22 protein-coding genes are annotated in these 24,135 nt (G+C 39.9%); 19 read left to right on the top strand and 3 right to left on the bottom strand.

Features of this window, described 5'->3' with window-relative positions; translation table 11 throughout:
- The first annotated feature begins 60 nt into the window (after window positions 1-60).
- On the top strand, window positions 61-1,044 hold the full coding sequence (locus CVT05_RS01095; RefSeq protein ID WP_107697516.1) for a YeiH family protein: 984 nt from the start codon (window positions 61-63) through the stop codon (window positions 1,042-1,044).
- Here the strand turns inward: CVT05_RS01095 and nadD are convergent.
- Window positions 1,028-1,909: a nicotinate (nicotinamide) nucleotide adenylyltransferase gene (gene nadD, locus CVT05_RS01100; RefSeq protein ID WP_107697517.1), complete on the bottom strand. Its 882-nt coding sequence runs from the start codon at window positions 1,907-1,909 to the stop codon at window positions 1,028-1,030. The two genes, CVT05_RS01095 and nadD, sit on opposite strands and share 17 nt — an antisense overlap.
- A gap of 79 nt (window positions 1,910-1,988) precedes the next feature.
- Here nadD and gap point away from each other — a divergent pair, with 79 nt between their 5' ends.
- From gap to CVT05_RS01185, 18 genes are all read left to right on the top strand, one after another.
- Entirely contained in the window at window positions 1,989-2,987 is a 999-nt protein-coding gene (gene gap / locus CVT05_RS01105) for a type I glyceraldehyde-3-phosphate dehydrogenase (RefSeq protein WP_107697518.1), read from the top strand.
- 16 nt (window positions 2,988-3,003) lie between these two features.
- Window positions 3,004-4,206, top strand: coding sequence for a phosphoglycerate kinase (locus CVT05_RS01110; protein WP_107697519.1), 1,203 nt, complete (start codon window positions 3,004-3,006; stop codon window positions 4,204-4,206).
- Entirely contained in the window at window positions 4,203-4,880 is a 678-nt protein-coding gene (locus CVT05_RS01115; RefSeq protein WP_107697520.1) for a triose-phosphate isomerase, read from the top strand. The genes CVT05_RS01110 and CVT05_RS01115 overlap by 4 nt, the downstream gene beginning before the upstream one ends.
- Before the next feature lie 171 nt (window positions 4,881-5,051).
- Entirely contained in the window at window positions 5,052-5,870 is an 819-nt protein-coding gene (fabI, locus tag CVT05_RS01120) for an enoyl-ACP reductase FabI (RefSeq protein ID WP_107697521.1), read from the top strand.
- 238 nt (window positions 5,871-6,108) lie between these two features.
- Window positions 6,109-6,300 carry a DUF2625 domain-containing protein gene (locus CVT05_RS09405; protein WP_265094337.1) on the top strand — a complete coding sequence of 64 codons (192 nt, stop codon included), beginning with the start codon at window positions 6,109-6,111 and terminating at the stop codon, window positions 6,298-6,300.
- Complete coding sequence (locus tag CVT05_RS09610) at window positions 6,246-6,392, top strand: DUF2625 family protein (protein ID WP_265094338.1); 147 nt, start codon at window positions 6,246-6,248, stop codon at window positions 6,390-6,392. The genes CVT05_RS09405 and CVT05_RS09610 overlap by 55 nt, the downstream gene beginning before the upstream one ends.
- Before the next feature lie 633 nt (window positions 6,393-7,025).
- A complete protein-coding gene (locus CVT05_RS01130) occupies window positions 7,026-9,038 on the top strand; it encodes a TonB-dependent receptor domain-containing protein (RefSeq protein ID WP_107697522.1) in 2,013 nt (670 codons plus the stop codon).
- A gap of 127 nt (window positions 9,039-9,165) precedes the next feature.
- A complete protein-coding gene (locus CVT05_RS01135; protein ID WP_107697523.1) occupies window positions 9,166-10,512 on the top strand; it encodes an FAD-dependent oxidoreductase in 1,347 nt (448 codons plus the stop codon).
- Window positions 10,513-10,550: 38 nt separating this feature from the next.
- Window positions 10,551-11,228, top strand: a complete 678-nt coding sequence (locus CVT05_RS01140) for a DUF4272 domain-containing protein (RefSeq protein WP_234400516.1) — start codon at window positions 10,551-10,553, stop codon at window positions 11,226-11,228.
- Window positions 11,229-11,273: 45 nt separating this feature from the next.
- The gene (locus CVT05_RS01145) at window positions 11,274-12,332 is read left to right on the top strand and encodes an NAD-dependent epimerase (RefSeq protein ID WP_107697525.1); all 1,059 of its coding nucleotides are present in this window, start codon (window positions 11,274-11,276) and stop codon (window positions 12,330-12,332) included.
- A 9-nt stretch (window positions 12,333-12,341) separates the two neighbouring features.
- Window positions 12,342-12,920 (top strand): DNA-3-methyladenine glycosylase I, encoded by a 579-nt coding sequence (locus CVT05_RS01150; RefSeq protein ID WP_107697526.1) that lies wholly within the window; start codon window positions 12,342-12,344, stop codon window positions 12,918-12,920.
- Complete coding sequence (locus CVT05_RS01155; protein ID WP_107697631.1) at window positions 12,920-13,768, top strand: DNA ligase; 849 nt, start codon at window positions 12,920-12,922, stop codon at window positions 13,766-13,768. Before CVT05_RS01150 ends, CVT05_RS01155 begins: the two co-directional genes overlap by 1 nt.
- Window positions 13,769-13,848: 80 nt before the next feature.
- The gene (gene galE, locus CVT05_RS01160) at window positions 13,849-14,832 is read left to right on the top strand and encodes a UDP-glucose 4-epimerase GalE (protein ID WP_107697527.1); all 984 of its coding nucleotides are present in this window, start codon (window positions 13,849-13,851) and stop codon (window positions 14,830-14,832) included.
- 8 nt (window positions 14,833-14,840) lie between these two features.
- Window positions 14,841-16,163: a UDP-glucose dehydrogenase family protein gene (locus CVT05_RS01165; protein WP_107697528.1), complete on the top strand. Its 1,323-nt coding sequence runs from the start codon at window positions 14,841-14,843 to the stop codon at window positions 16,161-16,163.
- On the top strand, window positions 16,160-16,600 hold the full coding sequence (locus tag CVT05_RS01170) for an ecotin family protein (protein ID WP_107697529.1): 441 nt from the start codon (window positions 16,160-16,162) through the stop codon (window positions 16,598-16,600). Before CVT05_RS01165 ends, CVT05_RS01170 begins: the two co-directional genes overlap by 4 nt.
- Entirely contained in the window at window positions 16,597-17,829 is a 1,233-nt protein-coding gene (locus tag CVT05_RS01175) for a nucleotide sugar dehydrogenase (protein ID WP_107697530.1), read from the top strand. The genes CVT05_RS01170 and CVT05_RS01175 overlap by 4 nt, the downstream gene beginning before the upstream one ends.
- An 8-nt stretch (window positions 17,830-17,837) precedes the next feature.
- Window positions 17,838-19,964: an STT3 domain-containing protein gene (locus tag CVT05_RS01180; protein WP_107697531.1), complete on the top strand. Its 2,127-nt coding sequence runs from the start codon at window positions 17,838-17,840 to the stop codon at window positions 19,962-19,964.
- Window positions 19,964-21,487 carry an MATE family efflux transporter gene (locus tag CVT05_RS01185; RefSeq protein ID WP_107697532.1) on the top strand — a complete coding sequence of 508 codons (1,524 nt, stop codon included), beginning with the start codon at window positions 19,964-19,966 and terminating at the stop codon, window positions 21,485-21,487. The genes CVT05_RS01180 and CVT05_RS01185 overlap by 1 nt, the downstream gene beginning before the upstream one ends.
- Here the strand turns inward: CVT05_RS01185 and CVT05_RS01190 are convergent.
- Both CVT05_RS01190 and CVT05_RS01195 read right to left on the bottom strand, forming a co-directional pair.
- Window positions 21,474-22,976, bottom strand: coding sequence for an FtsK/SpoIIIE domain-containing protein (locus CVT05_RS01190; RefSeq protein WP_107697533.1), 1,503 nt, complete (start codon window positions 22,974-22,976; stop codon window positions 21,474-21,476). The two genes, CVT05_RS01185 and CVT05_RS01190, sit on opposite strands and share 14 nt — an antisense overlap.
- Window positions 22,970-24,121, bottom strand: coding sequence for a hypothetical protein (locus CVT05_RS01195; protein ID WP_107697534.1), 1,152 nt, complete (start codon window positions 24,119-24,121; stop codon window positions 22,970-22,972). The genes CVT05_RS01190 and CVT05_RS01195 overlap by 7 nt, the downstream gene beginning before the upstream one ends.
- Window positions 24,122-24,135 lie beyond the last annotated feature (14 nt).

The following is a 24,135-nucleotide window of genomic DNA, read 5'->3' on the forward strand; positions in this document are numbered from 1 at the left end:
TCGTCTAATTATACCCAAACGTGCTAATTGCATTTTTAAAAAAAGAGTTAAGGTTAAAATATGTCTCATAAATTTCTTGCTGTGCTTGTTTTGGCGCTCATATGCGGCGTTTCTTTTGCGCTCTCAAACACGGTTTTGGCCAAATTTCACACCAGCCCGCTCATCATCTCTATCATTCTAGGCGCCATTTTTGCAAATCTTTTTACAAAACAAACTCAAATTTTAAAAAGTAGTGGCGTCGTAGCGATCGCTGGGAAGCAAATTTTAAGGCTAGGCATCATACTTTTTGGCTTTAACATAAGCCTTAGTGAGATCGCAAGTGTCGGCACTCTAGGCGTGATATACGCAGCTTTTATGGTCTTTGCGACCTTTTGCTTTGCACTTTTTACCGCTAAGGCTTTGGGGCTTAGCAAGGATAGTACTGTGCTCATTGGCTCAGGGGCAAGTATATGCGGAGCAGCTGCTGTTATGGCTACACAAAATGAGATAAAAGCAGACGCAAACAAGCTTGCTATCGCCATTTGCACGGTGGTGCTCTTTGGGACGATTGGTATGTTTATCTATCCATTTATCGCTAAATTTCTAGCTCTCACGTCACACCAAACTGGCTTTTTTATCGGCGGCTCACTTCACGAGGTAGCCCATGTAGTGGCAGCCTCAGCAGCATTTGATGGCACAGCAAGCAGCACTGCCGTCATCATAAAAATGCTTCGTGTCATCATGCTTGTGCCATTTTTGTTTTTGCTAAATTTCTTAAATTTAAGCCAAAATAGCGGTGGCTCAAAGCTAAAGAGCATACCATGGTTTGCGCTGTTTTTCCTAGTGGCGATCTGCGTTAGATCTTTGCCATTTTTCCCTGAAAATTTGGTACAAATTTTAAAGCTGGTTGCTAGCATTTGTCTTTGCGTCGCGATGTGTGCTTTAGGATTTGGGATAGATAGAAGCATTTTTAAAGCGACGGGTAAAAAGCCATTTTTGCTAGCATTTTTTATATTTTTATGGCTTATTTGCTCATCGCTTGTATTTGTTAAGACTCTTTGCTAGTTTTTAGCTTTTGCAAAAACTCTTCGATGTTGTATTTTGCCCTGTAAGCTGGGCTCAAAAGGTGTATCAAAATGTCGCCAAGGTCCATCACGATCCAGTCAGGCGAGCTCTCCGTGCCTATAAATTTCTCTCCAAGAGGCTTAAGCTCCTCTTTTAGATCCTCAGCCAGCGAGTAAGCGTGCCTCTCGCCAAGCGTAGTAGCGATAACTACGGCCTTTACGAAATAATCATCCCCGCTCATATCAAACACTTGTATCTCTTCAGCCTTTTTTGCGTCTAAAACCTTAACTATACTTTCGGTGCGCTCTTGCATCGATCTCTCTTGCATCTTTAATCCTTGGTAAAAATTTATAATCTCATCTTTTATCTCGCTAGGCAGCTCATCAAGCCCCTTTTGGTGCCTGATCTGCGACGAGCTAACATCCACGTGCACGTCCATTTTTTGTAAATTTCGCGGAATTTCTATGTGATTGCGCTTAGCGATCACAAACTGCACTAAATTTTTTAGCTCCTCATATCCGTGCCACTTATCAAGCGTGGCTAGGTGGTCCGCGCCTATTATGAGATAAAATTTCTCTATCTTGAATTTCTTATACAAATACTTAACCGTCTCTATGGTAGGCACTGGGCGAGCTAAATTTATCTCATAGTCTGATATCTCGACCTTCTCTAGTCCGCCCCAAATTTCTCTTATCCACTTTAGGCGAAGCTCTGGCGGAGCTGAAAATTCGCTCTTAAAGGGACTTATAAAAGTTGGCATGATGATGAGCTTGTCGATGTCAAGGCCGCTTAGTGCCATTTTCACAATGCTATCGTGTCCTAAATGAACCGGATCAAAGCTCCCGCCAAAAAGTGCTAACTTCATCTATTAAAGTGCCTTGTTTATATTTGTTTTAAAATTCTTTTTTGTAGAATTAGGCGTAATTATATCAAAAGGAGCTAAGATGTCAGTTAAAGTAGCAATAAACGGCTTTGGGCGTATCGGTAGGTGTGCCGCTCGTATTATTTTAGAGCGTGATGATGTTGAGCTTGTCGCTATTAACGACACCGCAACAAGGGATATGACGCGCTATCTGCTCAAATACGACAGCGTGCACGGCGAATTTAAGCAAGACGTTAAGGTGATAAGCGACGAATTTATAGAAGTAAATGGCAAAAAGATAAGAGTTTTTTCAACAAGAGATCTAAACGAGCTAGGCTACGTAGATTACGGCGCGGACGTAGTTTTAGAGTGTACTGGCAAGTTTTTAACCACTGAAAAATGTGAGCCATATCTTGCTCGCGGCGTCAAAAAAGTCGTTATGAGCGCTCCAGCAAAAGACGATACAGCAACATTTGTAGTCGGCGTAAACGATGATAAATACGCAGGCGAAGCGATCGTCTCAAACGCAAGCTGCACCACAAACGGCCTAGCTCCAGTGGCAAAGGTGCTAAACGATAAATTCGGCATCATAAAAGGGCTGATGACTACGATACACGCATATACAAATGGTCAGAGCCTAGTTGATGTAAAAGCTAAAGATTTCCGCCGCTCACGCGCTGCAGCGCTAAATATCGGACCTACGACAACCGGAGCTGCAAAAGCGATCGCAAAAGTACTTCCCGAGCTAAACGGCAAGATGCACGGACAAAGCGTGCGCGTACCGGTAGCAAACGTTTCTATGGTTGATCTAACGGCGGTTTTAAAAAGACCTGCTAGCAAAGAGGAGATAAACGAGGCGTTTAGAGCGGCTGCTGAGTCAAATTTAAGGGGAATTTTATTCGTCGATGACGATTATAGGGTTAGCAGCGACTTTTGCACGAGTGCATACAGCAGCATCGTAGCCAGCGACACTACGCAGGTCATTGCTGATGATATGGTGAAGGTCTTTGCGTGGTACGATAACGAGTGGGGCTACTCGACAAGGCTTGTGGATCTAGCTAAGATCGTGGCTACGAAGTAAATTTAAAGGGTGAAAAATGAGTGAAATTTTATCGATCAACGACCTTGAGCTCGGCGGCGCGAAGGTATTTGTCAGGTGCGATTTTAACGTGCCGATGGACGAGTTTTTGAACATCACCGACGACCGCCGTATCCGCTCGGCGATCCCTACTATCCGCTACTGCCTAGATAACGGCTGCAGCGTGGTTTTGGCTAGCCACCTAGGACGCCCGAAAAACGGCTTTGAGGAGAAATTTTCGCTACGAGGCGTGGCAAAGAGGCTTTCAAGACTGCTTGATAGAGACGTGATATTTGCCGAGGACGTCGTCGGCGCGGACGCCAAAGCTAAAGTCGCCGCGCTAAAACCGGGCGAAATTTTGCTTCTTGAAAATTTACGCTTTGAAAAGGGCGAGACCAAAAACGACGAGGCGCTAGCCGCCGAGCTCGCTAAATACGGCGAATTTTACATCAATGACGCATTTGGCGTTTGCCACAGGGCTCACGCATCTGTCGAAGCGATCACTAAATTTTATGATGAAAAGCACAAAGCAGCGGGATTTTTACTACAAAAAGAGATAAATTTCGCTCAAAATTTGATAAAACATCCATCTCGTCCATTTGTCGCAGTCGTGGGTGGCTCAAAGGTTAGTGGTAAGCTTCAAGCCCTACATAACCTTCTGCCACGCGTCGATAAGCTCATAATTGGCGGTGGCATGGCATTTACATTTTTAAAATCACTTGGCGAAAACATCGGAAATTCGCTCCTTGAAGAAGAGCTCATCGAAGATGCAAGGCAAATTTTACAAAAAGGCAAAGAGCTAGGAGTGAAAATTTACCTACCAGTAGATGTCGTCGCTGCTCAGACATTTTCAGCTGAAAGTGCCGTAAAATATGTCCCTGCCCAAGAGATCCCAAATGGCTGGATGGGGCTTGATATAGGACCTGCGTCGATTAGGCTATTTAAAGAGGTCATCGCCGATGCGCAAACTATCTGGTGGAACGGACCTATGGGCGTTTTTGAGATGGATAAATTTAGCAAAGGTAGCATCAAAATGAGCCACGCTATCATCGACACTCACGCGACAACTGTCGTTGGCGGCGGTGATACGGCTGACGTGGTCGAGCGCGCGGGAGACGCCGACGAGATGACCTTTATCTCCACGGGCGGAGGTGCTAGCTTGGAGCTTATCGAGGGCAAGGAGCTACCTGGTATAAAACCGCTTAGAAAGGCTGCGGAGTGAGGTTTTTAGCAAATTTGAAGTGCAATCACACGAGAGCTAGCTTTGCTAAATACGCTGAAATTTTAGACGCAAATTTAAGCGCAAACGACGACGTGACGGTATTCCCCCCGTTTAGCGCGCTTGATGGCGCGGCTCATAAATTTAAACTCGGCGCGCAAAATTTCTACCCATGCGAAAGCGGCGCTTACACCGGAGAGATCGGTAAGGCGATGCTGGACGAGTTTGGCGTAAAAAGCGTGCTGATCGGGCACTCCGAACGACGCGAGCTTGGCGAGAGCGAGGAGCTTTTGCGAGCTAAATTTGATTTTGCCGTAAAGGTGGGCTGGCAGATCGTCTACTGCATTGGCGAAAATTTGAGCGTGAACGAAGCTGGCGGCACGAAGGAGTTTTTGGCGGAACAGCTAAAAAATATCGACCTTGGCTACGAGCGGCTGCTGATCGCCTACGAGCCGATCTGGGCGATAGGAACCGGCAAGAGCGCTAGCATAGAGCAGATAGATGAGGTGCTAAGTTTTTTAAAGACAAAGGCAAATGTGCCGCTACTTTACGGCGGAAGCGTCAATGCAGCAAATATCGCTGATATCGCAGGTATAAAAAGCTGCGATGGGGTTTTGGTAGGCACGGCCAGCTGGGATGCGAATAATTTTCTAAATTTGATACGCGTTGTCTCGTGAGTGCCTTTTAATGAGTTCGAAATTTTAAGTCTGCGACAGGCTGCTATTTGCCTAGTCTTGACCTAAAATTTCTACACAACATTAAAATTCATCTCACGATACTGCCGCTATTAAATTTGGTTTAAAATTTAAATATCGCTTAAAAGTCAAACAAAATAAAAAGGAGAAATGATGATACTAAAAGGTAAAAAAGGTCTGATCGTAGGCGTTGCTAATGCTAAATCAATAGCTTACGGCATCGCAAAAGCTTGTCATGATCAAGGTGCGCAGATGGCATTTACATACCTAAACGATGCTCTTAAAAAGCGCGTAGAGCCGATCGCTGAGGAGTTTGGTAGCAAATTTGTCTATGAGCTTGACGTAAATAACCAAGCTCACCTAGACGGCCTTGCTGATAGGATCAAAAAAGACCTTGGCGAGATCGATTTTGTTGTGCATGCAGTGGCTTACGTACCAAAAGAAGCGCTTGAGGGTGAGTTTGTAAACACGAGCAAAGAAGCCTTTGATATCGCGATGGGTACGAGCGTGTATTCACTACTGAGCCTTACGCGCGCGGTGCTTCCGGTGCTAAAAGAGGGCGGCTCGGTACTTACTCTCACCTATCTTGGCGGGCCGAAATTTGTACCTCACTACAACGTCATGGGCGTCGCAAAAGCAGCTCTTGAAAGCTCAGTGCGCTACCTCGCTCACGATCTTGGCGCTAGAAATATCCGCGTAAACGCTATCAGCGCGGGTCCGATTAAAACGCTTGCTGCAAGCGGGATCGGCGATTTTAGGATGATTTTACGCTATAACGAAGTAAATAGCCCGCTAAAACGCAATGTCACGACTGAAGACGTCGGCAACAGCGCTATGTATCTGCTTAGCGACCTAGCTAGCGGCGTAACAGGTGAGGTTCACTACGTAGACTGCGGCTACAACATCATGGGTATGGGCGACGTGGCTACCGACGCCGAAGGCAACACGATCCTAGCTTGGGACGCAAAATAATCTACTAATACAAATTTGGTGGGGTGACTCGCCAAATTCTTCTTTTAAATTTCATTAAATTTATTGTAACGGTACGCAATAAGAGCTCTAGGGTGGCTTATAGATACAAATAAGCCGGGCTTGGGAGCTTGGTCGAAGAACGGCTAAATAAGCTAAAAATGGGTGAAATTTTACTGCGTGATGAGGGCAGGGCGCAAAGAGCGATTTTTTTGGGCTTCAAGTAGCCACTCGATCGTCGATGGGTGTGCTTGTTTATAGGTATGGTGGCATCGTGATGGATGAAGGTTGGCTGTGTATGCTTGGCTCAGGATGTGAACAGATGAAGCGGGGAATTTACAGCTTTACCTTGGTAAAAGCTTTAGCGAAGCAAGGCAGATGCCTAGCTATTTGTTCGTGGCAAACGATATTTTGGGTAAAATTTTCACACTAAATGGCGTCGACTTTGGTGGCAAAGCTGGCAATATCTTTTACTGCGCGCTAGATAGCGGCAAATGGGAAGATGCACAGCTTGGCTACTCGTAGTTTTTACTGGGTGCTAAGTGGGGATATATCTAAATTTTGCGAGCTTTACCACTGGGATGGTTGACGCGAGGATGTGAGAAATTTTAGTCTTGATAGGACGATATTTGCGCTACCGCCGATACTTTGGCAAGGCGTCGACATAAAGTTAAGACTAAAAGACATGAAAAAAGATGATGTTTGTATGAATGAATTTTTCATTTTTGCCTTTAAGGGGCGTCTAGTAAATTTATATGATACTTCCAGCAGATCCAGGAGTTTTGCTCTATTTTATTTAAAATTTATAAAAATTATTCATAAGCTACTTAAGAGTGTTTATAAAAAAAATCTGAGCGCTAAAAAAGTAAAATTTATTTTAGATTTCTTAAGCCTTTCTTGATAAAAATTATCTGTAAAATTTAAGAATTTTTTATTAAAAATTAACCTTATTTACTACCTTGATAAAATTATATAATTTCGTTCCTTATCTCAGAATCTAATTAATTTATTAGATAATTAAAATTTAAAAATAATTTATATTTTTGCCAAAAAACTAAAAAATTTATCCAAAATTTATATTTAAAATTATAATATTCAATCTCAAAATTATGCTATAAAATTAAAATAGTAATTTTAATAACCAAAATAGTAGAAAATATGAGATTTAAAAGCTTATTTAAACTATCTCTTGCAGCAAGCATAGCAGTTTGTGCAAATGGGGCAGACGAGAGCGTATTAAGCGGAGTTGAGGTAACAAGTAGTAGTGGCGGATACGGCGTTGATGACATCAAAATTTCAACTAGAAACGCTGGCCTAGTAAAAGACGTGATGAGAGATATTCCTGGTGTTTATGTGGGCGGCACGAACGGCATGAATCAAAAAATTTACATGAGGGGCGTGAGCGACCGCGGTCTAAATATCACGATAGACGGCGCAAAACAAAACGGAAATACATTTCACCACAACGCTGACTTGCTGATCGATCCAGATCTTATAAAAGCTGTTGATGTCGAGGTTGGCTCAAGATCAGTGGTAAACGGCTCGGGCGCACTTGGCGGTTCGGTCGCCTTTAAAACGGTTGATGCAAAAGACTTGCTTGATGATGGTGAGATCATCGGCGCAAAGATAAAGACAGGATACGCCTCAAATAACAGCGAATTTTCTCAAGGCCTTATGCTCTTTACTGCACCGGTTGAAGGGCTTGACTTTATAGCCGCTATTAATCATAAGGGCTACGACTACGGCAAAAGCGGCAACAAAAGAAAGATAGGCGGCGACGGCAACGACCTTAGCTATCTTTTAAAGCTTGGTTACAGCTTCCTTGATGCGCATAGAATTTCTATCTCAAGAGAGCACAATGAATTTAAGGGCATGTATCCAATGAGAGCCGAGTTTGGCAGCTGGTATACTGGTGATTATCCTGTTGATAACCGAAAATATGAACGTGATACTACAACGCTAAAATACGAGTACAAACCAAGTGATCTTCTAAATTTAGATGTAACGGTATACAATACCGAGCATAAAAAAGATGACCCGGTCTTAAAAATTTTAGGCGTAAAAACAAACGGTATAAATGCAAAGGCTAAGAGTATAGTCGAGACCGGCACTTTGACGCAGACATTTAGATATGGTGCTGAGTTTTATCAAAGTAAAAATTTCAACAAACCAGACAATCGCTATCCAGAAAAGGTAAATAACTACTCGATATACGCAGAAGATGCACTAAATTTTAGCTCGCTAACCGTTACACCTGGCATCAGATATACGCACCATGAGCTAAAAAGCTACGATGGCAGGGCTGGAAATGTAAAGAGCTACACTTATAAATTTAACGAATTTACCCCAGCGCTTGCGCTTGATTATGAGATCATTAAAGGCTTGCATGCGTTTGCAAGCTATGCGAGGGTCTTTAGAGGGCCTGACGTCATGGAGTCTATGATGGCGAGTGGAACTAGTAGGGGCAGGCCTTTAAGCTGGGCGGCAAATAAAGATCTAAAAGCGACAACTGGCAATAGCTATGAGACGGGCGTTAGATATCAAGGTGAAATAAGTGAAACTAGCTCGTACAGCCTCTCTGCAAAATACTTTATGACAAAATATAAAAATTTAATAGTAGATAACAACGCAGCAAATGGTGGCGTAAATCCAACCTTAGCTAGGATAAACGCTGGCGGGGCTGATATAAGTGGCGTTGAGCTACTTGCAAGGCTAAATTTAGATGCATTAAGCCTAGCTGCTAGCTACACTCATCAAAATGTAAAATACAAAGATAGGGTTGCTAAAGCAAACGGCAGCTACTACACCTCAAATATCATTGGCTACCGAGATCAAGGCGATAAATACACATTTAACGCCGAGTATGCATTTTCAAGGATTGATACGCTAATAGGCTATAACCTAATCTACTTTGCCTCGAAAAATACCATCTCGGCTGGCAATAGTGAAAATGCCAAGATACCAAGCTATGCGGTCAGCGACATCTATGCTAGCTATACGCCAAGTAGCGGTAAATTTAAAGGACTAGAGATAAATGCTGGAATTTATAACCTCTTTAATAAAACTTATGCTTCGCAGTCTCAAAGAATGGCTGATTATACAGGCAATCCAGACTATGTAGACTGGGAGCCAGGTAGAAATTTCAAAGTAAACGTATCTTATAAATTTTAACTTCAAGGCAAGGTGAAAGCCTTGCCAAATTTCTCTTTTATATAAAAATTCTAGCTTTTTTCATCATGCTGTTTGTTTTAAAATTAATATAGTATCATTTTGACGACTAAACTTTTTGGGAGAAAAAATGAGGCAGAAGCACTTTGAAGTGGTAATTGTCGGAGCAGGCATTAGTGGGACGGCGCTCTTTTATGAGTTGGCTGCATTTAGTGATATAAAAAAGGTCGCACTTTTAGAAAAATATGACGGCGTAGCTACTCTAAATTCAAACGGCAAAGGCAACTCACAAACCATTCATTGTGGCGATATCGAGACAAACTACACACTAGAAAAGGCAAAAAAAGTCTCTCGTGTGGCAAATATGCCAGTAAAATATGCTCTAAAATACAATCTTGATGGTAAATATATGTTCGCTCATCAAAAGATGGCACTAGCTATCGGAGATGCCGAAGTAGAGCGCATGAAAGAGCGATATGAGAGTTTTAGAGAGCTTTTTCCTTACCTTGAAATTTATGGCAAAGAGAAGTTAAAACAAATCGAGCCAAACGTCGTTTTTGATGCAAATGGCAATGAGAGGCCAGAAAACATCATCGCCATAGGCACGCAAAATGGGCAGTTTACGACGATGGACTTTGGTGGCTTAGCAAACTCACTTGTGCAAAATGCGCTAAATTTAGGCGGAGATGGCTACGAGATCAGTCTAAACTCAGAAGTAACTGATATAAAAAAGGCAGGCGATACATTTCACATAAAGATAAATGATGGCGAGGTGATCACCGCAAACTACGTTGTAGTAGATGCTGGAGGACACTCGCTATTTTTGGCTCACAAAATGGGTTATGGACTTCATCTTAGCACATTGCCTGTTGCTGGAAGCTTTTATTTCGCAAAAAAACGCCTGCTAAACGGCAAAGTTTATATGGTACAAAACGATAAGCTACCATTTGCCGCGCTTCACGGCGATCCAGATATCCTAGCTAATGGAAACACTCGCTTTGGACCAACAGCTCTAGTCATACCAAAACTAGAGAGATACCACGGCTGTTCAAGCTTTTTTGACTTTTGTAAATGTCTAAAATTTGATAAAAATATCTTTGAAGTCTTTACAAATCTCTTAAAAGATAGCGACATCAGATCTTATATTTTAAGAAATTTCTTATTTGAAGTGCCATTTATCAATAAAAAAGAATTTGTAAAAGATGCCAGAAAGATTGTGCCAAGCCTAAGTGAAAATGACCTAAGCTATGCTGTAAATTTTGGCGGCGTAAGACCGCAAGTTATCGACCGTAATAAAAAGTGCCTTGAGCTTGGCGAGGGCAAGATAAGCACAGGCGAGGGCATAAGTTTTAATATGACTCCAAGCCCTGGGGCTACGAGTTGCTTTGAAATAGCAAGAACTGATATGATCGAAGCTTGTAAATTTTTAGGTAAAAATTTTAACGAAGAGAAATTTAACGCTGAGTTTTTTGGATAAAAATGGGAGTGTTTGATATTTTTAAAAAAGGTGCGGATATGCCAAAAACAGCACAACAAAGAAAAGATGAGAGTATAAAAATTTTAAAAAAAGAGGGTGTGGCTGTGCTTGAGAGCCTGCCACTAAGGTATGACAATAGTGAAGTTACGCCAAGAAGCGTTGATGAGATCATTGCTCGTGCGGTTTGCTCATTTACGGCCATTATGTGTGCTTGCACTATCCGCGACAATGGCCACCTAAGTGAAGATGAGATAGCTTGGGCTAAAGACTTTTTGGGCGATTTTTATGGTAATCTAAGTGTAAAAGAAAAAGAGGTCGTAGAGGGCAGGGCTGATATAAATTTAGCCGTAAATATGGGCTGGAAGTATGAGTCGCTTTGGATCTTGCTTTGGGTACTTGGTATTGCTGAAGATATCGGTAAGATGGATAAAATTTGCGACTGTGATTTTGTGATGGATATCTTTAGAGAGGGTGGACTCAAAAACCGCTCAAAACCGCGCAGTTTGGATGAAATTTTAAACAAACTTGACCTAGTTTATCGCTACCACTGGGCGTGTGTGGATGCAAGGGTAAATGGCAAAAAGGTTGCTGGACTTGACGAAGAGATCGTTATGGAAAGACGTGCAGGGCTTGAGTGGTTATGTTGCAAAGGACAAGAAAATGATGATATAAAGTCTGAATTTAACGCCTGGGACTACCCTGATCTAAATACGTAAATTTACATTTTTGCACTAAAATAAGCCAAAAATGAAAGGAAAAATATGAAAATTTTAGTAACTGGAACAGCTGGATTTATAGGATTTCACCTTGCGAATGCCCTTGTAAAAAGAGGCGATGAGGTCGTTGGATATGACGTGATAAACGACTATTACGACGTAAATTTAAAGCTTGCACGCCTAAAAACGGCTGGCTTTGATACGAGCGAGATAGACTATGGCAAGCTTATCATCTCAAAAACGCATCCAAATTTAAAATTTATAAAATCAGACCTCGCTGATGAAAAGACAATGAAAGAGCTTTTTGCCAAAGAAAAATTTGACGTAGTAGTAAATTTAGCCGCACAAGCTGGCGTTCGCTACTCGCTCATAAACCCAAAAGCCTATATAGACAGTAATATCACGGGCTTTGTGAATATCCTCGAGTGCTGCCGCCACAATGAGATCAAAAACCTAGTCTATGCAAGCTCTAGCTCGGTTTATGGACTAAATGAGAACATGCCATTTTCTACGCACGAGGCGGTGAATCACCCAATAAGCCTCTACGCAGCGACTAAAAAGAGTAACGAGATGATGGCACATACTTATAGTCATCTATTTAACGTGCCAACGACTGGACTTCGCTTTTTTACGGTGTATGGACCATGGGGACGCCCTGATATGGCACTGTTTTTGTTCGTCGATGCCGCGCTAAAAGGCAAGAAAATCGACGTCTTTAACTACGGCAAGATGAAGCGCGACTTTACCTACGTGGACGACATCGTAAAGGGCATCATAAAATGCGTCGATAACCCAGCCAAGCCAAATCCCGCGTGGGACGCGAAGCATCCCGATCCTGCCAGCTCAAGCGCGCCGTTTAAGGTCTATAATATCGGCAACAACAGTCCCGTAGAGCTCATGGACTACATCAAGGCCGTCGAGCTAAAAATCGGCCGCGAGATAGAGAAAAACTTCCTTCCGCTGCAAGCTGGCGACGTGCCTGCGACCTTTGCGGACGTGAGCGATCTAGTTGCGGACTTTGAGTATAAGCCCGCAACTAGCGTAAATGACGGGGTGGCTAGGTTTATCGAGTGGTACTGCGAGTTTTACGGGGTTGAGATTTAAGGGACGCAGATGAGGCGATGCGAATGGGCAAAAGGCGAGCTTGATATAGCTTACCACGATAATGAGTGGGGCAAAGCCATAAAAGATGATAGAAAATTTTTTGAAATGATAGTTCTGGAAGGCTTTCAGGCGGGACTTTCGTGGCATGGAGTGCTTCAAAAAAGAGAGGCTATGAGAGAGGCATTTGATGGCTTTGATCCAGAGCAGATCAAGCTTTACGGCGAGGCTGAGATAGCGAAATTTATGCAAAATGAGAGGCTGATTCGCAATAGATTAAAACTAAAATCACTTTCTGCAAATGCCATTGCATTTTTATCCGTAACGCAAGAATTTGGCAGCTTTTATGACTATCTTTGGGGATATTTGTTAAGAAAATTTGACCCCAAATTTGATGGCAAACAGATCATAAATCACTATCAAGATATCAAACAAGTGCCAGCCACTACGCCTATGTCAGACTTTGTGGCAAAGGAGCTAAAAAAGCGAGGGTTTAAATTTCTAGGCTCTGTTAGCACCTATGCATTTTTGCAAAGTGTGGGCGTGGTGGACGATCATATGGATTATTGTTTTTGCAAGGCAAAAGCTTGATTAGAATAATTTTTGCGGTTTTAGTCCTTTTAAATTTTGCATTTTCTCTTGATTTATTGCGCCTTAGCGAGTATAAAGATCAAAATATCTCAGGCTGGCTAGCTAGCGAGAAGCTTGATGGCGTGCGTGCCTACTGGGACGGAGAGAATTTACTCTCAAGACAGGGCAAAAAGCTAAATGCACCGCTAAGTTTTACTAAAAATTTTCCTAAATTTGCGCTCGATGGCGAGCTTTACGCAAAAGAGCTTAAATTTGAAGAAATTCAAGCGACCGTGATGGATAAGTTGCCAGATGAAAAGGCGTGGAGAAGGCTTAAATTTCATGTTTTTGACGTGCCAGAGGCAAGTGGTGGCTTGCTTGATAGGCTTGAAGTTTTGGCTAAATTTCTAAAAAATAAGCCAAATCACAATTTAATCATCATAAAACAGATAAAAATGCGAGATAACGCCCAGTTTTTAAAATTTACAAAGGACATTATCGCAAAGGGCGGAGAGGGAGCCGTCGTGCGTGAGCCAAATACACCGTACGAGCGAAAAAGAAGCAAAAATGCACTGAAATTTAAAAAATTTAAAGATGCCGAGTGCGAAGTAATCGCTATAAATAAAGGTAGCGGCAAATATGCGAAATTTGCTGGCTCGCTTACCTGCAAAGCACTTGGTGGCAAGCAGGATGAAGAAAAAGCTGGCGAGCCAAAATCTGGCACTATCTTTAAAATAGGCTCAGGACTAAGCGACAAAAATCGTCAAAATCCCCCAAAAATAGGCTCTATAATTACATATAAATTTCAAAATTTAACTGCTAATGGCAAGCCAAGATTTCCAATATTTTTAAGGGTTAGAGAAGATTAAAATTTATTCAAAAGCCTTGCTTTACTTTTGTTTTACCCTATTTTTGATAAAATTAACCACTTTTTACGAAAGGCTTAAACTTGAAAATTTTAGTAACAGGTGGTGCTGGATACATCGGCAGCCACGTAGTAAAAGCACTTTTAAAGCAAGGTAAAGATGAGATAACCATCATCGATAATCTCTGCAAGGGCTCACAAAAAGCACTTGAGGCGCTCCAAAAAATCGGAAATTTTAAATTTATAAATGCAAATTTAGAAGATGATCTAAGTGAAATTTTTGAAAATGGCAAATTTGATGCGATCATCCATTTTGCAGCGTTTATCGAGGTTTTTGAGAGTATGAGCGAGCCGCTAAAATACTATCTAAATAACACTGCAAACGTCGCAAGGGTGCTAAGATACGCAAAAGCTTACAATGTAAATAAATTTATATTTAGCTCAACTGCTGCAGTTTACGGCGAGCCAGATGTGGCGGAGGTTAGCGAAACAACGCCTACAAACCCAATAAATCCATACGGCAGAAGTAAGCTTATGAGCGAGCAGATCATCAAAGACTACGCCGCTTCAAATGAAAATTTTAAATTTGCAATACTTCGCTACTTCAACGTGGCAGGTGCAGACGAAGAGGGACTTATCGGTCAAAACTATCCAAATGCCACGCACCTTATCAAGGTGGCTGTGCAAACTATACTTGGTAAGCGCGATAGCATGGGCATCTTTGGTGATGACTACGCGACAAAAGATGGCACATGCGTAAGAGACTACATTCACGTTAGTGACCTAGCAGACGCTCACATTAGCGCACTTGAGTATATCGGTCAAAATGGAAGTGAAACTTTTAACGTGGGATACGGCAGAGGATTTAGCGTAAAAGAGGTCATCGAGACCGCAAAAGAGGTGAGCGGAGTAAATTTCAAAGTGCTAAACGCGCCAAGAAGAGACGGCGACCCAGCTATCCTCATCTCAAACGCAAGCAAACTACGCTCGCTAACAAGCTGGAAGCCAAAAAGAGATGATCTAGCGCTCATCATAAAAACTGCCCTTGAGTGGGAAAAGAAAATTTAAGGATAAGTATGAAAGTAGCTGTGATTGGAACCGGATATGTCGGGCTAGTAAGTGGTGCATGCTTTGCTAAAATGGGCAATAGCGTGATCTGCGTCGATGTCGATGAAAAAAAAATCGAGGCACTAAAAAACGGTATCGTGCCGATATATGAGCCAGGGCTTGCTGATATCGTGAGCGAGTGCTACAAAAATGGCTCGCTTAAATTTAGCACGCATATAACTGAGGCGCTAGAGCATGCAGATGTGCTATTTATCGCAGTTGGCACGCCTATGGGCGCTGATGGACAGGCGGATTTAAAATACGTTCTCTCGGTGGCAAAATCGATCGGAGAAAATTTAAGCAAACCACTAATAGTCGTAGATAAATCAACCGTTCCAGTAGGCACTGGAGCTAAGGTGCATGAGGTGATCGAGGCTGAGCTTAAAAAGAGAAATGTAGAGGTTAAATTTGAAGTCGTTTCAAACCCAGAGTTTTTAAAAGAGGGTGCGGCAGTCGAGGACTTTTTAAAGCCAGATCGCGTAGTTATCGGAGCTAGCAGCGAGTGGGGCTTTAGCGTGATGAGAGAGCTTTATGAGCCATTTATGAAAAATCACGACAGGCTCATTTGCATGGACGTAAAGTCAGCCGAGATGACAAAATACGCTGCAAATTCGATGCTGGCAACCAAAATAAGCTTCATAAACGAGATAGCAAATATCTGTGAACGCGTGGGTGCTGATGTAAATTTGGTGCGAAAAGGCATCGGCAGCGACTCTCGTATCGGTTATAGCTTCATCTATCCAGGCTGCGGATACGGTGGCAGCTGCTTTCCAAAAGACGTCGAGGCACTCATCTACACAGCTAGACAAAATGGCTTTGAGCCAGAGCTTCTAAACGCGGTCGAGTCAAGAAATAAGGCTCAAAAAAGAGTGCTGTTTGATAAAATTTATAACTTCTTTGGCGACGATCTAAAGGGCAAAACTATCGCTATTTGGGGGCTTGCGTTTAAGCCAAACACAGACGATATGCGCGAGGCTAGCTCGCTAACTTTGATAAAGCTTTTGGATGAGGCTGGTGCGAAAGTGGTGGCGTATGATCCAAAATCAAGCGAAGAAGCTAAAAAATATATGCCAAATTTAGATATAAAATACGCTAAAAATAAATATGACGCGCTTGATAACGCCGATGCAATGGTGCTTGTAACCGAGTGGAGTGAGTTTAGATCGCCTGATTTTATGGAGATCAAAGAGAGGCTAAAAAATGCCGTCATATTTGACGGACGAAATCAATATAACGCTAAAATTTTAGCTGAGCATGGATTTAAGTATTTTCAAATCGGAGTAAAGGCATGAGAAAAATTTTACTTTTTATCGCAGCTTGCGTGCTTCCATTTGCGCTTTTTGCAGGCGAAAATGCGCCAAAAACCGAGGAAAATATTTTTGAGTTACCTATCTCAAAGATGCCGCCTGATTATTTTAAATACGAAGTCGCGTTTTTTAAAGAGATAGAAATCGACTGCAACTTCGCCTTTTTGCTCGGCGGAAAGCTCGAGGAAAAAGAGGACGCGCGCGGGATTTATTACGAATTTAGCGGCGGGGATGAGCTAGCGCAAACGATGATGCTATGCAAGGACGGAAAGAAAAAGAGACGGGTTTATTACGAGCTCACTCAAATTTTACCAGGCGTTAGCCCTATTAGAATTATAACTCCAAAAGGTGTAAGTGCGGAAATAAGAATGTACGAACGCGTAAAAAAGATAGAAGCAAAAAAGAAAGGAAAAAGTAAATGAAAATAGCAGTAGTAGGACTTGGATATGTTGGACTTCCACTTGCAGCAGCTTTTAGCGAAAAGTACGAAGTAGTGGGCTTTGATGTAAATGCAAAACGTATAGAGGAGCTTAAAATTGGGTATGACAGAACGCTTGAACTTAGCAACGAGCAGATGAAAAAAGCGATCGATAATGGCATGAAATTTAGCCTAAATTTAGATGATATTAGAAGTTGCAACTTCTTCATCGTGACCGTTCCAACTCCGATAGATAAGAACAAGCGCCCTGACCTAACTCCAGTCGTAAAAGCGACTGAGAGCGTGGCAAAAGTACTTAAAAAAGGCGACATCGTTGTCTATGAAAGCACCGTTTATCCAGGCGTTACAGAAGAAATTTGCGTGCCACTTCTTGAAAAGAGTGGGCTTAAATTTAACAAAGATTTCTTCTGCGGCTACTCTCCAGAGCGTATAAACCCAGGTGACAAAGAACACACCGTAACTAAAATCAAAAAAATCACTAGCGGCTCAACCCCAGAGATTGCTGATAAAGTCGATGAAATTTATCGCTCGATCATCACAGCTGGCACTCACAAAGCTTCAAGCATCAAGGTAGCCGAGGCCGCAAAAGTTATAGAAAACACACAGCGCGATATAAACATCGCATTTATAAACGAGCTTGCTATGCTCTTTGAAAAGCTTCACATCAACACCATCGACGTGCTTGAGGCTGCAGGTACGAAGTGGAATTTCTTAAATTTTCGCCCAGGTCTAGTTGGCGGTCACTGCATCGGCGTAGATCCATACTACCTCACTCACAAAGCTCAAGAGGTAGGTTATCATCCTGAAATGATCCTAGCAGGCCGCCGTATCAACGACGATATGGGCAGATACGCAGCTGATCAAGTGATAAAACTAATGATAAGAAAAGGCGTGCTTATTAACAAAGCCCGCGTGCTTGTTCTTGGTATGACATTTAAAGAAAACTGCCCAGATATAAGAAATTCTCGCGTTATAGACGTAGTTGATGAGTTAAAAGACTTTGGCTGCAAGGTCGATGTGACTGATCCTTGGGCTGATAGCGCTGAGGTAAAACACGAGTACGGCTTTGATCTAGTGAAAGAGTATAACCTAGATGACTACGACTGTATCGTGATCGCCGTAGCTCACAATGAGTTTAAAAAGCTAAATTTAAAAGGCCATTTAGTTTATGATATAAAAAATATCTATCCAGAGGCTGATGCTAGGCTGTAAGGAATTTAGTGCACAAAGTAAGCGTAAATTGTAAAATTTTACTTATATTTCTAGTCGCTTATCTGTTTGGATTTGCGGCTAGGATGCTTTGGGTATTGTGGGCAAAGGAGATGCCAGAGTTTTACTTTAATGGCGAGTTTATGCTTACAACAAATGACGCATATTATTACGCAGAGGGTGCTAGAGATATGCTAGCTGGCTTTCATCAGCAAAATGACTTTAGCCCCTTTAATCACCCAATCTCAACTATAGTTTTTTATATTTGCAAAATTTTACCTTTTAAGATCGAAAGCGTGATGTTTTATATGAGCATCTTTTTAGCTCCTCTTATCGCACTTCCAGTTGTTTTGATATCAAATGAGCTTAAGGCGCTAAAAGCTGGGGCTGTGGCTGCATTTATGAGCGTTGTCTTGCCAAGCTATCTTTCAAGGACATTGCCTGGATATTTTGATAGTGACATGTTAAATGTCACATTTGCGCTTTTTATTATCTATTTTTTGATCAGGCTCTTAAACACAAATGAACAAAAATTTATCGTTTTGCCTGGAGTCTTTGTATCGCTTTATCTTTGGTGGTATCAAAGCTCATATGCACTTATTTTAAGCATTTTCTTTATGTTTTTACTATATACGCTAGTTTTTATGCGAGATAGATTGCAAAATTATCAAGCGATATTTTTTATGTTTATAAGCATCGTAAGCTCAAATGTTTTTACTAAAGATCCACTAATAGCAAATAAAATTTTGGTTTTAAATTTAGCAGTTATTGCTTTATTTTTCTCTCTTTTTTGCAAATATAAAAATTTACTCTCAGCTAGAAATTTAGCCATTTTTCTTACTTTGATGCTAGCTATTTTTATCTATTTTGGTGGTTTTGATTTCATTACTTCAAAAATGGGTATTTATGTTTTTAAAGGCAATGAAATTCTTAGCGATAAATTTCACTTTATAAATGAGTATAATTACATCAGCGAAGTAAAAAGTGCCAGTCCTTTGTATTTTATATATTTCATGTCAGGAAATATTCTTATATTGCTGGCAGCTATTATTGGATACTTGCTACTTTGCTTTAAATTTCGTCCATTCTTGCTTACATTGCCAATGCTTGGACTTGGACTCCTCTCTTTCTTTGGTGGAGTTAGATTTGTTATGTACGTAACACCACTTGTTGCGCTTGGTTTTGGGTATTTTTTGCATTTTTTTTTAAATTTATTTGATCTTAGAAAATCTATTAAAAATTTATCATTTTTAGTTTTTGCCGTAGCTGCTCTTGCTATAAATTTAGATTTTGCTTATTCATATAGGCCAAAGACTGTAATTAGCCGTGATGAAGCAGTAGCGCTTGATGGGCTCAAAAAGGTCACAAAGCGCGATAATTATGTATTTTCATGGTGGGATTACGGGTATGCTATAAGGTATTTTGCTGATGTTATGACTTTAAATGATCCTGGCAGACAAGGTAGCGAAAATAATTATTTTGTTAGCCTTGCTTTGAGAAAAGATGAGGCATTTTCGGCTAGACTTGCAAGAGTGGCAGTTACGTATAATGACATCTCGCTTGAGCAAAATATAAGGCCAATAGATAAAATTTTAAAAGACTACAACACAAGCGATATAAATACTTTTTTGAGTCAGCTTGAAAGCAAAAATTTCACTCTGCCAGCTGCAAAAAAAGAGGTTTTTTACTATCTTGTGCCAAATATGATTGACATCGCGCCAAATATCTTTAGGTATAGCTATATCGACATTACAACTGGTAAAAAGCAAAAAGAGGATTTTTATCATGTTAGTGCATTAAATGGCATTAGTGAAGCTGGTATCGACCTTGGAGATGGCTATGCTTTGCCTACAAATGAGCAAAAATTTATCATACATAACGGTGAGAAAATAGCCGTAAAATCATTTTATAAGGTAAAAGGTGCTGGAAGAGATTTGCGAATAGATGAAAAAATCATAGATGAAAACGCCAAAATTTATGTGGTTTTTTTGGAAGACTATGCGCGGATATTATTGCTTGATGAAAATGCTTTTAACTCATCTTTTGTGCAGCTTTTTATATTTGAGCGAGCTGATGAGCGGTACTTTGAGCCATTTGTTATTTCAAATGGTGTAAAAATTTATAGGTTGAAAATCTAATGCTAATCAATCTAATAAGCTCGATCGTCGTTTTTGTCGTATCAATGGGCATAAATTTCTTTCTTACGCCATTTATCTTAAAAAGCCTTGGCAACGAGGCTTTTGGCTTTGTGGGCCTTAGCAACGCCATCGTAAGCTACGCAGCGGTCGTGAGCGTGGCGATCAACTCGGTCAGTGGGCGTTTTGTTGCTCATGCGTGGCACAAAAAGGATCTAAGCCTTGCAAACACCTATTATTCATCGGTGCTTGTTGTAAATATCTTCTTTTGCGCTGTTGTAGTGGTGCTAAGCTCCATTTTTATACTAAATTTGCAAAGCTTTTTAAATGTCCCTGAAAATTTACTATTTGACGTGAGAATGACCCTTCTTTTTTACTTTATAAATTTCTGTGTTGGGCTATTTAACGGCGTTTTGACGGTTTGTGCTTTTGTGACAAACAAGCTCTACCTACTCTCCATCAGAAACGCCATCTCAAGCGCGATCCTAGCAGCTCTCATCGTGGCGCTCTTTTTCTTTTTTAAGCCATTTATCTCATACATCGCCATTTCAGCGCTAGTTGCTAGCCTTTTTGTCTTTTTTAGCACCATTTTTATGTCAGCTCGCATCACGCCGGAGCTAAAATTTAGCCTTAGTAAATTTGACTTTTCTAAGATAAAAGAACTTTTAAACTCTGGCATTTGGAATAGCTTTAATGCGCTAAATCGCATACTTTTAACGGGCATGGATCTATTTATTTGCAACATTTTTGTCAATGCAAACGCCACTGGTCTTCTTTCTGTTGCCAAGGCCGCTCCTATCATACTTGAGAGCTTTGTGGCGCAGCTTAGCGGTATCTTTGCGCCAAAATTTGTCGAGCTTTACTCTAAAAATTTGATCACGGACCTAATAAAAGAGGCTAAATTTTCGATGAAGGTGATCGCCTTTGTGATGAGCGCTCCAGCTGCATTTTTCGTCGTTTTTGGGCTTAATTTTTACACGCTTTGGCTACCTTTTAAAAGCGCAGATGAGGTCAAATTTATCTACAACGTCTCGATGATCACGCTTGTGCCTATCGTATTTATAAGCTTTGTTTTTTCACTTTTTAACCTTGATAGCGCGACAAACAAGCTTCGTCGACCAGCCATTGCCAACACTATCCTTGGTGTTAGCACGATCATAGCACAGATCGCCCTGCTTAAATTTAGTGACTACGGCGTTTATGGCATTGTCATTGTTGCAGCCATTTTTTATAGCATAAGAATTCTTGGCTTTGACCTCATAAACGCTGCCTTAAATTTAGAGGTGAAACTCACCACATTTTACGGGGTTTATTTTAAAAATTTAGCCGTTTTTATAATAATGCTTGTCTTATTATTTTTATTAAAAAGCTATTTATTTTTTGATGTGAAAAGCTGGGATGAATTTATTTTTACTGCTATTTTATTTTTGATTTTAGGATATATTTTTGGTTTTATGTTTTTATTTGATAGCACGCAGAAAAAAGGTGCTATCACTGTGTTTAAAAATAAATTTAAGATAAGATAGTTTTTATATCACTACTATCAAGATATGGTGAAAATATTCGATTTATGTCAGATCCTATTTTTACGAGCATATCTCCTTTTCCTAGTAAATTTTCAGCTCCTGTTTCATCAATAATAATTGTTGAACCTTTTGAGTTTTGAGTTTTTAGCGCAATCCTTGTATCTATATTTGCTCTAAGTTCTTGCTTTAATATATTTGCATTTGGAGTTTGAGTTGCAATGATTAGATGTATATCTGCTGCCCGTGCTTTTTGTGCTATTCTGACTATATCATCTTGCAATTCCTTTATTTGCAAAAAGGCATCAGCAACCTCATCGAATACAATTACTATTTTACTAAGCGGTTCTTTGAGTTCAGAATTCTTAGATACACCTTGTTTGGCAAAAAAATCATATCGATATTGCATCTCGTCTATAATTATTTGAGTTATATTTTTTACTTCGTTTATATCTTTTATAACCTTATTATTGCAAAGTGGACTTAAATTTTTACTATTATCATAAATTCCAAATTCGGCACCATTTTTGGGATCTATAAGTATAAATTCTATATTTTTATTAATCAAACCAAGTGAAGTTATAATGGTGTGAAGTAATACAGATTTTCCACTTCCGCTAGTACCAGCTACCAGTAGATGTTGCGAGATATCAAGAAAAAATGGCTTTGACAATATATCTCTTCCACAATAGACCCCAAGCCAAAATTTTCTATCACACTCTTTTATGTCTTTTAAAAATTCATCTAGTCCAAAATTTTTCCATTTGCTTTCTGGTTTTGGAAAATAGACATTAAGACACATTTGTTCTCCAGCATAAACAGCATTTGCATCACCAATAAGACCAAATTTTATTTTATAATCATCGGCTTCTTTTTTGATATTTTCATAAGTTTTCATATCGTCGCATTTTAGCTTTATCACATCATGACGTAATGCATCTATGTGGGTTAAAATTTGTGCTTTAATATTATTCTGTTTTATATATTGGATGAAATTAATTTCATTTATATCCTTGGAGATACTTTGGCTTGCAGTAAAGGTATTTTGGTCAACCAAAGATGTCTCTTTGAATTCGTCTAATAAAAATTGATAAAAATCATCTTTTGTTTTATATATATTATTTAGCTCAAAAAGTCCACGATGTATATATTTATCAACTGTGCTTGTAAAAACACTATCGTCACTAAAATCAAGCCCCTCATCCTTGTGTCTACATATAAAAGCTAAGCGCAGTAGATCTGTGTAGTCTTTGTTTTTGCCATCGCCAGTAACTTGTTCCATATTATATTCTCCGCCTTTTGCACTTCCATCGTATGGTATAGTGTTGGCATAGCTCGGATTATCTAATCTTTTATACTCTAGGCGAAATGTTTTATTTATGGCAAGTCTTAATATTACATATTTTGGTAAGCTATCTATTGCTAGAGCATTTTTAATAATATTTTGTATAAAAATTTCTTCTCCTGCTTTTGTATATATTTTACCTAGCATTGGCTATCCTTTTTTATAATTTTTGCATGATCTCGTTTAGTTTCGTCATTTATAATTTCATAAATTCCAGCAATTTTATCACCTGCATATTCAATTTCATTTTTGGTAAATTCAGTGTCAGTTGGTAGTACTATAACTTGATTTGATGAATTTTGATAGTAATTTTGTATAACATTTTTACGGTTCTCTGAATCAAGTCTGGCAAGTGGAGTGTCGATAATAAGAGGCAGTCGCCTGTTGCTTAGTTTTGAAAGCGCCCAAAATATACTAATAGCAGCTATTTGTTTTTGTCCTGCACTTTGACTTTTTACCGCAATAGCTTCACCATCTTTATTGATTAATTTAACTACAAAATTTTGTATATCTACACTACCTACATTATCGTTTGGAAGTAAACGTTTATAGTTTTCGTAAATTTCTTTTTTTAGACGTTTGGTGGTACGCTCTATACGTCCTTGTTTGTAAATATTTATTTGTTCTTTTATTTGTTTTAAAAGGTCAAGCTGATTTTTTATGCGTTTGTCGCGACCAGCTTCATCTTTTAGCCGCATTATTTCTCTTTCAAGTTCATATATTTCATTTTCAAAAGTTGTCTTTTTTGTTTGATTATTTTTTAGCTCATCTCCAACTTTTATTTTTTCATTTTCAAGTAATTCTATTTCTTCATCTAGTTTTTTTATTTCGTTTTCTATAGCACTATCGCTTATGAAATTATCGAGTTTGGATGAAATTGTAAAAATACTGTTTTTGGCATTTTTTGCATTACTTATGGCCTTAAGAAGTCTATCGCTATTTTCGTTTGCATTAACATAAATAGCATTTAAAGCAGTTTTGTTTAGCCCTTTAAATTTATTATCACCACCTTTTCTTATAAATTCCAAAAAAGCGTCTCTTAAGGCATTGTTTAGGTCTATGCTGTCACCATCAAATTTTATTTTTTGCATTAGAAATTCTGTGCTAAATTTTGCTAATTTTGTCATTTCTTCAGCATTAAAGCTGCTTGTATCTATATTTTTGCTAAGTTGCATAAGAGCTTCACTGATTGTTTTATTAATTCCTAAAAACAAAATCTCTCCGCCAAAATCAACTATATGTTTTTTAGCAGTTTCAAGGTCATTTAGTGCTTGATTTTTAGCATTTTGCAAGCTTTCACTCTCTT

Origin of the sequence: Campylobacter concisus (assembly GCF_003049705.1) — a bacterium.
GTDB classification, from domain to species: domain Bacteria; phylum Campylobacterota; class Campylobacteria; order Campylobacterales; family Campylobacteraceae; genus Campylobacter_A; species Campylobacter_A concisus_AR.